Here is a 14,257-nt window from a genome sequence, read left to right as displayed (position 1 = left end):
TACTCACTGGATCCATTCTATGATTTATGACCGGATCTGTCAATCATGTACGGATTATTTACCGGTTATTTGAACGCAAACAAGCAATCTCCCCCCACTGATAAGAAGCGAAGCGGAATGCCTTGATATTTTTTTTGTCCCATGATAATATGCTAATACCAGCGAAAAAAAATCATGACAGGAAAAGGAGATCTTATGATTCGATTGCTATTGCGCTGTAAACAAATCTACGACAAATACAGCAAGGATGAAATGACGGTGTATGCGGCCCAGGCCTCCTTCTTCTCCATCATTGCGGCATTTCCTTTTATGATGCTTTTGCTGGCATTGATACAGCTTATTCCATCCATTACAAAAGCCAATCTGCTTCAGCTTATTATCACGATCATCCCAAGTACCCTGGAAATGAACAGCATAATCGTAACTGTCATTGATGACCTTTACACCAATTCTCCTGTGGCTGTCCTTTCCGCTACCGCAGTAGCTGCCGTATGGTCCGCCTCCAGAGGGATGCTTAGCATTGAAAGGGGCTTAAACCGGGTATACGGTCATGAGAAAAAGCGGAATTATTTTGTGACCCGGATCATCTGTGCAGGATATACCATTATCTTTATGGCCATCTGCCTCATGACCCTTGTGCTCCTGGTTCTTGGAAGCTCCATTCAAGGCTTTATGAACCGCCATTTTCCCCTGTTAGGCGAGATCACCCAGTATGTTCTTACATTTCGCACCATGCTGGTTTTCATGCTGACAGCTTGCTTTGCCGTTCTTTATACTTATGTTCCGGAAAAAAAGCAGGAATTTTATAAGCAGCTTCCGGGAGCCGCCTTTTCTACCTTGGGATGGATCGCTTTTTCCTTTGCATTTTCCATTTACTTTAATAATTTCGGTAATTACTCAGTCATGTACGGCAGCCTTACCGCCATTGTGCTGCTGATGCTGTGGATTTACTCCTGCATTTGCATCCTGTTTTTCGGAGCCGAGATTAATTATTATTATTCCTTAAGCTGGAAGGAGCATACACGCTCATAACTAAGAAAAACCAGGGCCTGCAGAATATGGGCAGCCCTGGTTTTTAATTTATTTCAGCTTCAATAAAATCATTTAGGTAAACAAAGGAGTGGATAAGTATCTGTCCCCTGTATCAGGAAGGATTACAACGATCCTCTTTCCTGCATATTCCGGACGCTTTGCCACTTCTTTTGCAGCCCATACGGCCGCAGAGGAAGATATTCCTACCAGGATCCCTTCTGTCTGTGCGATTTCCTTTCCTGTCTCGTAAGCATCCCCATTTTCCACCGGTATGATTTCATCATAAATCTCCCTGTTCAGGATGGATGGAATAAATCCGGCTCCTATCCCCTGGATCCCGTGAGGACCCGGCTTGCCTCCGGAAAGAACCTGCGAGGCGGCAGGTTCCACTGCGATCACCTTTATCTCAGGATTCCTGCTTTTTAAGTATTCTCCTGCTCCGGTGATAGTGCCTCCGGTTCCCACACCGGCTATGAGAATATCCACCATTCCATCAGTGTCCTCCCAGATCTCCGGACCGGTGGTTTCAAAGTGGGCTCTGGAATTGGATTGATTGTCAAACTGGCCCAGAATAAGGGAACCGGCGATCTCCTTTTGAAGCTCTTTTGCCTTTGCAATGGCTCCTGCCATCCCCTTTGCTCCTTCTGTCAATACGATTTCCGCTCCGTATGCTTTTAAAAGATTGCGCCGTTCCACGCTCATGGTCTCCGGCATAGTAAGGATGGCCCTATATCCCCTCATGGCCGCAATGCTGGCAATGCCGATTCCCGTATTGCCGGAGGTAGGTTCTATAATCGTTGCACCAGACTTTAAGGCGCCGGAATTCTCTGCATCCTGAATCATGTAAAGGGCAGCCCGGTCCTTTACGCTTCCCGCCGGATTAAAATATTCCAGCTTTGCTATAATGGAAGCTGCCGCCTTATGCCGCTTCCCATAATTGCACAATTCCACAAGGGGAGTACGGCCGATGAGTTCAGATGCGCTTTTTTTAATATTTTCCATATTCATCCTCTTTTCGACTGCAAAATATTGTGATTTAAATTCCCTTTTTTATTTCAGCCCTGCCGGACCCTTCTGCCTTTTGTTTCACCGGATGGAAGCGGTTCGCCCAGCCCTCATGACAGTTCATAAAGCTTTCTGTATTTTTCCTTCAGATACTGAATGAAATAATCCGGTGTGAAATCTTCTCCCGTAGTATCCTTTAAAATTTCACGGCTGGTTTTCATTTTTCCGAATCTGTGTACATGCTCTCTTAAATATTCTCCTATCACATGGATCTTTCCGTTTATAAGAAGCTGGTCAAAATCCATCTCTTTTTTCATATGGTAATAAAGCTGTGCTCCAAAAGCATTTCCCAGGGCATAAGACGGAAAATAACCCATAAGCCCCTGGGACCAGTGAATATCCTGCAGAATCCCTTCCGAAGGATTTTCCGGGCGCACCCCAAGATATTCTTCGTATTTATCTGCCCAGATCTCCGGAAGCTTCTTTAAGTCCACATCTTCTTCCATGATCATTTTTTCAATCTCATAACGGATCATAATATGGAGATTATAAGTGAGTTCGTCTGCTTCTGTCCGGATAAAGCTTGGCTCCACCTTATTGATCGCCTCTATAAACTGCTCTCTGGAGATTTTCTTTAATTTTTCAGGATAAAGCTTCTGAAGCTTTTCATAAAGAGGAACCCAGAAAGCCTGGCTGCGGCCGATGATATTCTCAAAAAAGCGGGACTGGGATTCATGCATTCCCATGGATGTTCCCTGCCCTACGGGAGTCTGGGTAAGTTCATCGCTGATCCCCAGTTCATAAAGTCCATGGCCGGCCTCGTGGATCACAGAGAACATGGAACTGTCCATCTTCTTCCTGTAGCTGGTAGTGATCCTCACATCATGGTTATGGAGATTGGTGGTAAAGGGATGGGCACTTTCTGCAAGCACGCCCTTTGTAAAGTCAAAACCAACGTATTCAGCAAGATAGCGGGCTATCTCCCTTTGTTTTTCCTCAGGATAACCGCCGGATAAGAAAGAATCGTCAATGGTTTTCCCATGCTCCTTGATCTCTTTTAAAAGAGGCACGATCTCCTCTTTCAAACGGCTGAAAAACTCATCCAAAAGCTCCATATTGAACCCTTTTTCAAACTCATCCAGCAAAATGTCATAAAGCTTCTGGCCTTCCTTTTTCCGGTAAGAGGCGAACTTCTTTTTAAAGCCGATCACCTTCTCAAGGGTCGGCGCAAAGGAATCAAAATCTTCCTCTTTTTTAGCCTTTGACCAGATCCTGGCAGCCTCGGCTATGAGCTGGGCATTTTCCCGGTATTCCTTTGACGGGATGCAGATCAGTTCTTCTCTGGCTTCCTTGGCTCCCTTGACAACGGCCCGTTCCACATCTGACAGACTGTTATCATTTTCACAGTCGTCAATGGCTTTCCCCATGTCTTCTCCTGTCATTCCCCTGTAATATTCTTCAGAAAGCGCACCGATCACCCTGGAAGTATAGGAACCGGCAGCTTCCGGCGCAAGGGTTTCATTATCCCACTCAAAAAGAACCAGGGAAGTTTGAAGCGCCATGGTCTTTTCCAGCAACGAGGACAAAATTTCATAAGATTTGCTCATAATCAGTTTCTCCTTTTATTTATACAAGTAATGAGGCAAATGCAGGAATGCATGCATTCCTGCATCTGCTGAATGACGTAATAGTCAAATACTCCCTGGTTTTCTGCAAAGTATTTAACTTAAAATCAGGGACGCTCTGTATGAGTGTCCCCAGGCAGGATGAAAAAATACTTTTAAAAGCATCACTTTCCCGTACCAAAAATGGAAGCTTCTTTTATATCAAGAGTTTTAAGCCATTTTTTGACTTTTTCTTCCTGATACGCTTCCGCAGAAAAATCTTCAAGCCCCATATCAATTGGAATATCCATTTTCATGGTGGCCAGGGTCTTGGAAAGCAGGGCTGCCTTTTCCCCGCATAATTCCTCCTCGCCGGTCTTTGTCAGTGCCTTATAAGGAGAACGGGTGATGCCCAACTGGTTTTTCCAGAAATCCTGGAGTTCTTTTAAGCTCTTTTTATCAGATTCGGCCTCGCGAATGGAACGGTATATCTCTTCCACAGTGCCGTATTCCCGAAGAAGAGGCGCCGCCGCGCTGCTCACTCCCTTTACTCCAGGAATGTTGTCAGAAGAATCTCCCTGGATTCCTTTTAAATCCGCAATCTGCTCCGGTCTTACTCCTTCTTCTCTCAGCACCGTATCAGCGGTATATTCAAAAACCTTTTCCGGAAGGTTTACCTCTTCCTTTTTTACGCCGTAAAAAGAATAATATTTATGATACAGCTCATCCGCCTTTTCCTGGCGGGTCTGGACCATCCACGCCCGGACATTGTATTCATCGTTTACCAGTTGGAGATAGTCGTGGTCCTTTGTAAGCAGGATCATGGAAATCTCCTCCTTGAACTTCATGACCAGACTTCCGGCATAATCATCAGCTTCATACTGTTCACTTAAAAGCACCTGAAAGCCCACGTCTTTTAAAATTTCTTCCATCAGGACAAACTGGTTCTTTAAGGGTTCCGGAGTAATCCCCCTGGTTCCCTTGTAGTCCGGATACAGTTCTCTTCGAAAGGTATCCCTTGTTTTATCAAACACAAAGACAATGTGGTCCGGCTGCTGTTTTTTCATCAGGGAGACTACCATTTTAAGCATTCCAAAAACTGCATTGGTATAAGTGCCATCCTTTGCGTGAAGGATCTTATCATAATGCTTCTGCTTTTCCTCCTCTGACTTTGCAAACATGATTTCCCTTGGTAAAACCGCATAATAACAGGTCGACAGCATAGAAGAGCCGTCAACCACTACAAATTTTCTTTCAGACATGTATTTCTCCATTTCTTCTAAAATCTTTGCAGAATCAGGTAAAATAATTCTGCAATTCCGTCTCATTTCTTGCACCCTGGCGTTTCATAACTTCTTTCCGCTCCTGAGCAGATAATCCCTTCCACAGCTTTTGAACGCGAGGATCCCCAAACCCAACATAAGGTATCCCATTCCGTTCGCATTCATAGGATGACAAGTAGTGATTGAGAGCACTCCATTCCACATAAAACGCAGTGATGCTGCGGCTTAAAGAGCTTACTTTTACCATGTTCCTTCCTCCCTGATAAATTGTTCTGCGTCATGATACGAACTGTTTCTTTAACAGCAATTCCAGACATTACTTCCCATATCATCCAGCCAAATCTGAATTCCCCCCTCCAAACACGTCCGATCAAATATCCAGATTTATTATACTCTGAATTTCCAGTTATTCATAGTCTATTCAGTAAGTTTTAAGATATAATTTTCCTCAAAAGACGTTGAACTATGTAGCAAGAGGACTTATAATACAACTATCAAGAATAATAAAAAGGGAAGGTACTATCAGAAAATGGAAAAAGAAATCAAATATCCGTATATTTTATTTAAAATTGCCGGTTCCCTCTATTGCATCAACAGTAAATACATATCAACCATTGTACAGTTGCCCAACTACAGCACAATACCGGCCGCCCCGGCCAATGTGACCGGAATGTTCAAACACCGGAATGAGGTGGTGCAAATGCTTGACCTGCGTGTCACCTTTGGCCTAAAGTCCATTTCCCATGAATGCAGGGAGTTTGAAGAAATGATTGACGCCAGAAAACAGGATCATGTTAATTGGGTACATGAACTGGAGCGTTTCATCGAAGAAGGCGGAAATTTCCGCCTGGCAAAGGATCCTCATCAGTGTGCCCTGGGAAGATGGTACGATAATTTCAAGACCGACAACCTTGCCATCGCTTACCATCTCCGGAAAATAGAGGAGCCTCACGCAAAGCTTCATATGGCTGCGGATGAAGCAGAGCAGTGCAAAAAGGACTGTGAAAACTGCAACAGGGACGAATGCCTGTTTAAGGTTTTAAAACGGGTAAAGGAAGAATCCATGCCGGTCATCCTGGGCCTCTTGGACCAGACAAAGGATCTGTTCCGTTCCACCATTTACAAAGAGATGGTTCTTATATTGGACGGCATTAAATGGGGGATCGTGGTGGATGAAATCGTTGCCGTGGAAGACCTTGATACCGTTGACGGCAGGGATGAAGACCCTATGGTAAGACGCTGCTCCTATATCAATCATGTGATGGAAAGCCCCAGAAGCGAGGGTCTTATTTTTGAGCTCAATACAAATGCCCTGTCAGCCAAATTAAAAGAGCTGGAGGCTGCTTTTTAAGAGTTATCCTTTGTTCCCTGCCTATGAGAAGAACCGGAAAAGTCGTTGTTAAACTTTTCCGGCTCTCCCGCCTGAAACCCAGGTGATTTCCTGGCCTCATCTCTTAAAAATACTTCTTATTGCCCCACAAATTGCTCTTCTTTAAATCCAGATATTCATTGTAGGCCTTTTCCAATATCTGCTTTTCATTGGAAAATTTCAGAAGATGATACGCTTCATGGAACTTGTAATATCCTGAATCAATAAAATATTCTTCCCGCTGTGGTTTACTGTAATAGCTGTCGGCCATCATTAGATACCAGTGCACATCTTTTTCCACCATATCCTGAGGCGTGTTAAAGGAGTACTGGCTCTTACCAATGTATTTGATTATGGACGCACTTACCCCTGTCTCTTCCTTTACTTCCCGGAGAGCCGTCTCTTTATACTCTTCACCCGCTTCTACTGTTCCCTTTGGCAAAACCCAACCTTCATACTTATTTTTGTAATTCTTATATAAAACCAGAATTTTACCTCGAAAAATAACCACACCGCCACAACTCGTTGCTTCTATCATTGCAATTCCTCCAGAGTGTAACCGTGACTCCCTTAAGAAGCCCGGTTTTGGTGTGTCACACAGACTGGCTTTAGTATACCTCTTTTTGGATTCATATGCAAGTGCGTAATCATTGAAAACAGATATCATTCTCTATTATTGTTTGGAAAAATACAAATCAAAAAGAGTTCTGGCAATGGGAGCTGCCGTTTGCCCGCCGGAACCGCTCTCTTCCGCAATCACACTGATAACCACCTTTGGATGGTCTGCCGGAGCAAATCCCACAAACCATGCATGGGTCTCCTTGCCTTTTTCAAATTCTGCTGAACCGGTTTTTCCGGCTACTGTATAGGCGTCGGTCCTAAGGGCGGAGCCGGTCCCCTCCGTCACCACATCCCGCATAAACCCGGTCAGATCGGAAGCTTCCACGGCAGTCATGAGATTGCCGTAGGACTGAGGCATGAATTTCTTAATGACATCTCCCCCGGCGTTTTCCACATGGTCAATAAGATAAGGCTTCATAAGGGTTCCTCCGTTGGCAATAGCAGCAACGATCATGGCATTATGAATAGGCGTTATCTGGGTCTGTCCCTGGCCGATGGCAGTCTGAAGGATCTGCCATGTGTCCGCGCCGCTTCCCATGGAATAGGAGCTTTTACTGCCTGCAATGGGCAAAGGAAGGTCCGAATTAAACAGAAGCTGGTCCGCCGTATTCTTTAACCTGTTTAAATCCAGCAGCAGACCAAGGCTGGAAAAAGCTCCGTTGCAAGAATTTGCAAATGCCTGTTCCAGATTCTGATGTCCATGGGCTGTCTCGTGGTAACACCGGATGGTGTACTCCCCATTTTTATAGATCCCGTTGCAGTCAAAGGTGTAATCCCTATAATTAGACGGATTTTCCCTCATGTATTCCAGGGCCGTCACCAGCTTAAAAGTGGAACCTGGAGGATAAAGCCCCTGGGTGGCTCGGTTTAGGAGTTGTCCCGACATGTTCTCCTCAGCGGTCAGAGTACTCCAGTCCGCAGCCAGGGTGTTGGGATTGTAATCCGGCTTGGATACCATGGCAAGAATTTTGCCCGTATCCGGCTCCATTACAACCACTGCCCCTTTCCGCTTCCCCAAAGCATCATAAGCCGCCTTCTGAAGGTCCACATCAAGGGTGGAGAAAACGCTGTCCCCCGGATTTTTTAAGTCAGACAGTTCATTTACCACCTGCTCAATCATATTTACATGACTGGTAAGCAGGTAAAAATTGGACAGGGACTCCAGACCGGTTTTTCCATTGGTGGAATATCCCACCACATGGGCAAACAGGGAATCATAAGGATAAACCCTTGTTTCCTTCCCCTCTCCATCTACCTCTGTCCTGGCAAGGACCCTGCCGTCACTGCTGTAAATCTCTCCCCGCACTACCCGGTCGGCAAAGCTGTCAAGCCTGGCGTTATAAGAATTGTTGATCACATTGTCGCTTCCAACCAAGAGAAAGTAGCCAAAATAAACCCCGAGCCCTACAAAAAGTAGTACGACCCCATAGGTGAGCATCAGGATATGGCGATTTGCTTTTGGATTCTGGTTAGCCTTCATATTTATCTTCTTCCTCTTCATTGCATTTGAGTATATAAAGTCCCTGGATTATCCCAAAGATGATAAAGGTGCTGAGGATAGAGCTTCCACCATAACTGACCAGGGGAAGCGTCACTCCTGTGGAAGGAATGAACTTTGTCACCCCTCCAACAGTTAAAAATACCTGAATAATATAAATGGTTCCAAGGCCAAACGCGATCAGCTTATAGAACGCTGCATGCATCCGGCTGGCGATCATCATAAACTGTAAAAAGCAGCCCAGACAGATGAGAAGGACACACAGGGCAAAGATGCCTCCCAGCTCCTCCGAAACCGCAGAAAATATAAAATCCTTTTCTACCACCGGGATCTTTCTTGGCATCCCCCGGTAAAGCCCCATGCCAAACCATCCCCCGGTTCCAATGGCAAACAGGGACTGGGTAATCTGATATCCCTTTCCAGCAATATCTGACCAGGGATTTAACCATGCCGATACTCTGGTCCTTACATGGCCGAATAATTGATAGGCCAGCATAGCCGATAAACATCCGCCTCCTGCCCCAGCCAGAAGATACCGCCATTTTCCCGTTGCCACAAAGAGCATGAAAACATAGGTGACAAAGAAAAGGAGGGCGCTTCCAAGATCCCTGGAAGCCACCAGAATAAGCACATGAAGGGCCGCAACCGCGGTTACAATAAGGATTGTCCGAATGCTGGCGGACCGGTAAAACATGGTGGCTATAAAAAAGACATAGCTGATCTTAACAAATTCTGAGGGCTGAAAGGAATAGCCGCCCATCTCCAAAGAAAGCTGAGCGCCGTAACTGCTGGTCCCGGCAACACATACGATCCCCAGAAGGAGAAGCCCGACGATCCCATAAACCCACGGGATCTTACTAAGCTGCCACACCCTGTCAATGACAAAGGGGATCACAAAGGTCACCAGAGCTGCAGCAGCAACAATAACAAACTGCTTTATGGCCCGGTCAAAAGAAAGCCTGGTCAGCATAATAAAGCCTACTGTAAGAAGCATGCACATATTGTTGACCAGCAATCTGGATACATTGCGGTAAATCAGCCGGTACAGGAAAAGGTAGCAGAAAAAAAACACGACCTGAGCCACGTAAAACACCAGCATCCTTTCATCCTTTGTTTCCAGCCAGATGATCAAATAGGCCAGTAAATGGATGAGAAACATAGCCAGGTTCTGGCGCCGGCAAATTTTCTTTTTCCTGATTTCATCCGGAAGGGAAAAAAAACGAAAATTCAAATATGTGTACAATGCTATCAACAGTATCATCAGATATCTGGAGACATCAATAATCAAATTAATCATATGTCACCTACTCCACACCGCGTTTGAAATGACCTCTAGTGAATTCTTCAAACGGCAACTTTGCTTCTCTTCCGTAAAGGAATCCGTCAGAAAAGCTTTGTATCACCGCTTTTGTCTGCGCTTTACTCTCCGTGGTGAACTGAAGCCGTATGGCAGAAGGAGCTAAGTCCTTCACAGCCTCCTGGAGACCCAAGAGAGAGACGGCCGCCGAATTATAAATGGAATTGTAGCAGAACGAACAGTGGTTCTTTACGGGAAAGGATTTTCCGATCCGATCCTTTAATGACAAAACAACGGTTGTCTTGTCACACTGCTCCAGACTCTGATGAAGGCACTGGGCAGTTACCATCATGGGAAGACGGCCATATACCAGCAGTTCCCCCGGAACTCTTAGTTTTCCCAATTCCCGGCTGTTTAATTCTACCGGCCAGGTAAGCTCATCCGCCCCCAGATTTTCCAGCATTTCCTGGGCATGATTGTTCAATCCATACATGCCAAAGTCAAATACCATGCGCCCCTTGATCCCCTTTTTCTTTAAATAACCGGTCTCCTCCAGGGAACGGATCAAAAATCCGTCAAATGCCGCCGCCTTCAGTTCTGTTAAATGTTTATCAAAAAACTGTTCTGCCAAAGTCCGGAAGATATGGGGCATGGTAAGCATACACTCCTTACCTGACCTATGGCACGATTCCACAGACATCTTCCACAATTCCGGCTTAAATTCCCCAGCATCAATATAAATTCTTTTCACATCAGGACTGGATACTGCCTCATCAAAGCAATCCGGCCGCTCCAGAGAAATTGTAAGCTTTTGGCTTTCCGAAGTCGTTTTCCGGCTGGAAACAGGCTCATCACAGGCTTTCAGCGGTTCTGTATTCCTGTCCTTTTTGTATTCCTTAAGGATTTCCTCTTCCAGAGCTTCCAATCCCCGCCTGCGCAGGTCATTGAGCGCCTGGACCGGCAGGAATACATTTCCCTTTATCTGAATATCAAGATTTTCAAAATAAAAGGGACTATTACCCGTCTTGTCTATCTGCTTTCTCACCTTTTCCTCTGTGGCAGGCTGATTCTGGGCTGTCTGTACCAGTTCCCCGGTGACTGCCACATGATGGCCCCATGCGCTTAACAGCAAAGAGGCATTCTCCCCCTCTTCCAGAAGCGCAGTCCCAACCACCGGTTCTTTCACCTGTTTTTCTACAAAATTCTTATCAAGGTAATCAAAAAGCTGCTGGTTGCCTTCTCGAAAGGCAGGCTTCTCCTTCCAGACCGCCATATCCCGCCCGTTTTGCCGCTTATAATATCCGTCGGTCTGTCCGCCCCTGTCAAACAGATCCAATAAAGCCTTTTTATCCTGCCCATCCACCCCATAGCCTTGTCTTCCCTTTGACAGATAAAGGTCAGCATATTTGCGGTAAATGCTCACCACTCCGGCAGTATACCTGGGGCTTTTCATCCTTCCTTCAATTTTCATGGAATAGACTCCGGCTTCTATCAGGTCCGGAAGAATGTCCAAAGTGCTTAGGTCCTTAAGACTGAGGCAATAACGGTCATCCTTTCCTCCCAGTGTCCGTCCTTCCCGTTTCACCTCATAAGGCAGACGGCAGGTCTGGGCACATCTTCCCCTGTTCCCGCTTCGTCCTCCAATGAGGCTACTGAACAAGCACTGGCCGGAATAGCAGTAGCACAACGCACCGTGTACAAAGCTTTCGATCTCCACATCCACCTGATCCCGGATCTTTCTGATCTCCTTTAAGGACAATTCCCTGGCAGTAACCACCCGTTCCGCCCCTAAGTCTTTTAAAATCTTGGCGCCGTACGCGCCGGTAATAGTCATCTGAGTGCTGGCATGAATGGGAAGTTCTGGAAAATGCTTCCGGATAAAGGCAAAGGTCCCCATATCCTGTACAATAACCGCATCAAGGCCCTGCCTGTAATATGGAACAAGATACTCATAAAGTTCCTGTATCTCCTGCTCCTTCATCAGCGTATTGACGGTCAGGTACAGCTTTCGTCCATGAAGATGGACGTAATCAATGGCTTCCAACAGCTTGTCCTCTCCGGGATTTTCCGCAAAGGCCCTCGCCCCGAACCGGCTTCCGCCCATATAGATCGCATCGGCACCTGCGGCCACCGCTGCTTTCATACTTTCAAACGATCCTGCCGGAGCAAGAATTTCAACTGCTTTCTTCACATGTTCCTCCTGATTTCCTTTTTATTGTCCACGCTTTTTGGACATCAAGGTATACCCGTAGGGTGTTTCCTTTTTATTGTCCACGCTTTTTGGACATCAAGGTATACCCATTGGGTATTCCCTTTATTGATGAAAGAGAGGATGTCACGGCTCTGCTGCCAAACATCCCCTCCTGATTTATTCTTTCTTACCGGAATCCGCAGATTTCCTGGCTTCCGCCAGTTCCAGCTTTGCTGATTCAAGCTTCATCTGGGTGGCCACAAGCTCATGCTTTAAGCTATAGGTCTCTTTTTCCATCTCCGCCTTCTGCTGCTCCAGTCTGGCAATCTGTTCCCTGACTCTAAAGTAATCATCCGCCATATTTAACTGGATCATAATATTCTGGTACTCTGCGCTCTGTTTTGTGAATCCTGCCTGATGCTTTAAAGTCATGATCATCTCATTGATGTAGCTGGCCAGACGCTGGATATAACCTTCCTCTTCGCTTCCGCCCAATGCATAAATCTTGCCATCTATCAAAACTTCTGTATTGCGTTTGGAATCCATTCTGTTCTCTCCCTGTTATCATTTGCTCTTTTTTACTATAACATATTTTGCACAGATAGGAAAGTTCTAAAATTCAGGCAGATCATGACCCCATGGGGATTCCAAGATGTTTATACGCCCGTTCCGTTGCAACACGCCCTCTGGAGGTGCGGTTGATAAAGCCGTTCATCAGAAGATAGGGCTCATAAACATCTTCCAGGGTGCCGGCATCCTCTCCCAGGGAAGCTGCCAGGGTGTCCAGCCCTACGGGACCGCCGGCAAATTTTTCGATCATTGTGGTCAGGATCGCCCGGTCATTATAATCCAGGCCGAACTTATCCACATCCAGGATGTCCAGGGCAAAATCTGCCACTTCCTTTGTAATGATTCCGTTATATTTTACCTGGGCGAAATCCCGCACTCTTTTTAACAGGCGGTTTGCCAGTCTTGGGGTTCCTCTGGAGCGTTTGGCGATCTCTGCGGCTCCCTCTTCCTCGATTTCCACCTGAAGGACCCTAGCGGAGCGGCAGACAATGATCTTAAGCTCCTGAGGCGTGTAAAATTCCAGCTTCTGAACCACGCCGAACCTGTCTCTTAAAGGGGCAGTCAAAAGCCCTGCCCTGGTAGTAGCCCCCACCAAAGTGAATTTAGGAAGATCCAGCCTTATGGATCTGGCGGAAGAATCCTTTCCCAGCATAATGTCTATGGCAAAATCCTCCATGGCAGGATACAAAACCTCTTCCACCTGCCGGTTTAACCGGTGGATCTCATCTACAAACAGCACATCCCCCTCCTGGAGATTGTTCAATATGGCGGCCATCTCCCCCGGCTTTTCAATTGCAGGTCCTGACGTGACCTTCATATTGACCCCCATTTCATTGGCGATGATTCCTGAAAGAGTGGTCTTTCCCAGGCCGGGAGGCCCATAAAATAAAACATGGTCCAGGGATTCCCCTCTGGCCTTGGCGGCATCAATATATACTTTTAGATTTGTCCGTATCTTTTCCTGTCCAATGTACTCATCCAGACACTTTGGCCTTAAGTTCGGTTCAATCTTTTTATCTTCTTCTGTTACCTCTGTGGTTATAATTCTACGTTCCATCTCTGTCTTTACCCGTTATTCTATATAAATGCCAAATGCTTTAAGGAAGCCTTAAGCACATCTTCCACTGTCATGGACTCCGTCACTTCCACCTGACGGACCGCCCGGCCGGCCTCAGCCGTGGAATATCCCAGAGCTGCCAGCGCTTCCATGGCTTCCTCTGCTACCCCGCCGGACGAAGGGATCCTGTTTCCTGGTTCCACAAATCCGGGAGGAAGAACCTCAGCCATATCTATTTTATCCTTTAAATCCAGAATGATCCTTTGAGCTGTCTTTGCCCCGATTCCCGGCGCTTTGGAAATGGCCTTGGCATCTCCTGAAACAATGGCTCTTCTTAGTTCCTCGGGCCTGAGGGCAGAAAGAACTCCCAAGGCTCCTTTGGGACCTATCCCGTTTACGCTTATGAGCTGCTTAAACATCTGCAGATCCTGGCGGTTCAAAAAACCGAAGAGGCACATGGCGTCTTCTCTTACCTGAAAATATGTATACAGTTTTGTCTCCTTGCCGATTCCCGGCAGTTTTTCAAGCACTGACAGGGGAACATGGATCTCGAATCCCACATTCCCGCTTTCTATAACAACGGTATCTTCAAATATTTCAACCAATGGCCCTTTTATAAAAGAAATCACGACCTCTTTCTCCTTTTGACTGTAATCCAGAAAAATCTTATCTATGGCATTTATCATAGCATACTGCCTGTTGTTATGCAAGCGGTTGGTCGAACAAATAT

The 14,257-nt window shown here is 46.1% G+C and carries 13 protein-coding genes; 2 read left to right on the top strand and 11 right to left on the bottom strand.

All coding sequences use genetic code 11. The annotated features are described in order from the left end of the window. Positions 1 to 195 precede the first annotated feature (195 nt). Positions 196 to 1,032: a YihY/virulence factor BrkB family protein gene (locus ACYVD3_RS24505; RefSeq protein WP_460645120.1), complete on the top strand. Its 837-nt coding sequence runs from the start codon at positions 196 to 198 to the stop codon at positions 1,030 to 1,032. A gap of 72 nt (positions 1,033 to 1,104) precedes the next feature. Here the strand turns inward: ACYVD3_RS24505 and cysK are convergent, their stop codons facing one another. From cysK to ACYVD3_RS24485, 4 genes are all read right to left on the bottom strand, one after another. Next, positions 1,105 to 2,034, bottom strand: a complete 930-nt coding sequence (gene cysK, locus ACYVD3_RS24500) for a cysteine synthase A (protein ID WP_460645119.1) — start codon at positions 2,032 to 2,034, stop codon at positions 1,105 to 1,107. Between the two features lie 113 nt (positions 2,035 to 2,147). Further along, positions 2,148 to 3,644, bottom strand: coding sequence for a carboxypeptidase M32 (locus ACYVD3_RS24495; RefSeq protein WP_460645118.1), 1,497 nt, complete (start codon positions 3,642 to 3,644; stop codon positions 2,148 to 2,150). A 182-nt stretch (positions 3,645 to 3,826) separates the two neighbouring features. Next, complete coding sequence (locus ACYVD3_RS24490) at positions 3,827 to 4,903, bottom strand: 5'-3' exonuclease (protein ID WP_460645117.1); 1,077 nt, start codon at positions 4,901 to 4,903, stop codon at positions 3,827 to 3,829. A 34-nt stretch (positions 4,904 to 4,937) separates the two neighbouring features. After that, positions 4,938 to 5,171, bottom strand: coding sequence for a hypothetical protein (locus ACYVD3_RS24485; protein WP_460645116.1), 234 nt, complete (start codon positions 5,169 to 5,171; stop codon positions 4,938 to 4,940). 282 nt (positions 5,172 to 5,453) lie between these two features. Between ACYVD3_RS24485 and ACYVD3_RS24480 the strand changes: the two genes are divergently transcribed. Next, positions 5,454 to 6,275, top strand: coding sequence for a CZB domain-containing protein (locus ACYVD3_RS24480; protein WP_460645115.1), 822 nt, complete (start codon positions 5,454 to 5,456; stop codon positions 6,273 to 6,275). A 103-nt stretch (positions 6,276 to 6,378) separates the two neighbouring features. Here the strand turns inward: ACYVD3_RS24480 and ACYVD3_RS24475 are convergent, their stop codons facing one another. The 7 genes from ACYVD3_RS24475 to ruvA all read right to left on the bottom strand — a co-directional run bounded on the left by ACYVD3_RS24475 (position 6,379) and on the right by ruvA (position 14,156). Beyond that, the gene (locus tag ACYVD3_RS24475; RefSeq protein ID WP_002603763.1) at positions 6,379 to 6,831 is read right to left on the bottom strand and encodes an NUDIX hydrolase; all 453 of its coding nucleotides are present in this window, start codon (positions 6,829 to 6,831) and stop codon (positions 6,379 to 6,381) included. 135 nt (positions 6,832 to 6,966) lie between these two features. Continuing rightward, positions 6,967 to 8,394: a peptidoglycan D,D-transpeptidase FtsI family protein gene (locus ACYVD3_RS24470; protein WP_460645114.1), complete on the bottom strand. Its 1,428-nt coding sequence runs from the start codon at positions 8,392 to 8,394 to the stop codon at positions 6,967 to 6,969. After that, a complete protein-coding gene (locus ACYVD3_RS24465; RefSeq protein ID WP_460645113.1) occupies positions 8,384 to 9,709 on the bottom strand; it encodes an FtsW/RodA/SpoVE family cell cycle protein in 1,326 nt (441 codons plus the stop codon). The genes ACYVD3_RS24470 and ACYVD3_RS24465 overlap by 11 nt, the downstream gene beginning before the upstream one ends. 7 nt (positions 9,710 to 9,716) lie before the next feature. Next, positions 9,717 to 11,852, bottom strand: a complete 2,136-nt coding sequence (locus ACYVD3_RS24460; RefSeq protein ID WP_460645224.1) for a U32 family peptidase — start codon at positions 11,850 to 11,852, stop codon at positions 9,717 to 9,719. Between the two features lie 225 nt (positions 11,853 to 12,077). Further along, positions 12,078 to 12,446 carry a cell division protein ZapA gene (locus ACYVD3_RS24455; RefSeq protein WP_460645112.1) on the bottom strand — a complete coding sequence of 123 codons (369 nt, stop codon included), beginning with the start codon at positions 12,444 to 12,446 and terminating at the stop codon, positions 12,078 to 12,080. Positions 12,447 to 12,528: 82 nt separating this feature from the next. Next, complete coding sequence (gene ruvB / locus ACYVD3_RS24450; RefSeq protein WP_460645111.1) at positions 12,529 to 13,527, bottom strand: Holliday junction branch migration DNA helicase RuvB; 999 nt, start codon at positions 13,525 to 13,527, stop codon at positions 12,529 to 12,531. Positions 13,528 to 13,547: 20 nt separating this feature from the next. Then, positions 13,548 to 14,156, bottom strand: coding sequence for a Holliday junction branch migration protein RuvA (gene ruvA / locus ACYVD3_RS24445; RefSeq protein WP_460645223.1), 609 nt, complete (start codon positions 14,154 to 14,156; stop codon positions 13,548 to 13,550). Positions 14,157 to 14,257: the final 101 nt, after the last annotated feature.

Source organism: Lacrimispora brassicae, from assembly GCF_054772055.1.
Note: the sequence above shows the minus strand (reverse complement) of the source record. Positions and strands in the feature narration are given on the sequence as shown.

What these genes read in the sequence shown, in the direction of transcription:
- ACYVD3_RS24485 (WP_460645116.1), bottom strand. Translation starts at nt 5,171, where the DNA reads ATGGTAAAAGTAAGCTCTTTAAGCCGCAGCATCACTGCGTTTTATGTG.
- ruvB (WP_460645111.1), bottom strand. Translation starts at nt 13,527, where the DNA reads ATGGAACGTAGAATTATAACCACAGAGGTAACAGAAGAAGATAAAAAG.
- cysK (WP_460645119.1), bottom strand. Translation starts at nt 2,034, where the DNA reads ATGGAAAATATTAAAAAAAGCGCATCTGAACTCATCGGCCGTACTCCC.
- ACYVD3_RS24505 (WP_460645120.1), top strand. Translation starts at nt 196, where the DNA reads ATGATTCGATTGCTATTGCGCTGTAAACAAATCTACGACAAATACAGC.
- ACYVD3_RS24455 (WP_460645112.1), bottom strand. Translation starts at nt 12,446, where the DNA reads ATGGATTCCAAACGCAATACAGAAGTTTTGATAGATGGCAAGATTTAT.
- ACYVD3_RS24490 (WP_460645117.1), bottom strand. Translation starts at nt 4,903, where the DNA reads ATGTCTGAAAGAAAATTTGTAGTGGTTGACGGCTCTTCTATGCTGTCG.
- ACYVD3_RS24465 (WP_460645113.1), bottom strand. Translation starts at nt 9,709, where the DNA reads ATGATTAATTTGATTATTGATGTCTCCAGATATCTGATGATACTGTTG.
- ACYVD3_RS24495 (WP_460645118.1), bottom strand. Translation starts at nt 3,644, where the DNA reads ATGAGCAAATCTTATGAAATTTTGTCCTCGTTGCTGGAAAAGACCATG.
- ACYVD3_RS24460 (WP_460645224.1), bottom strand. Translation starts at nt 11,852, where the DNA reads ATGAAAGCAGCGGTGGCCGCAGGTGCCGATGCGATCTATATGGGCGGA.
- ACYVD3_RS24475 (WP_002603763.1), bottom strand. Translation starts at nt 6,831, where the DNA reads ATGATAGAAGCAACGAGTTGTGGCGGTGTGGTTATTTTTCGAGGTAAA.
- ACYVD3_RS24480 (WP_460645115.1), top strand. Translation starts at nt 5,454, where the DNA reads ATGGAAAAAGAAATCAAATATCCGTATATTTTATTTAAAATTGCCGGT.
- ACYVD3_RS24470 (WP_460645114.1), bottom strand. Translation starts at nt 8,394, where the DNA reads ATGAAGGCTAACCAGAATCCAAAAGCAAATCGCCATATCCTGATGCTC.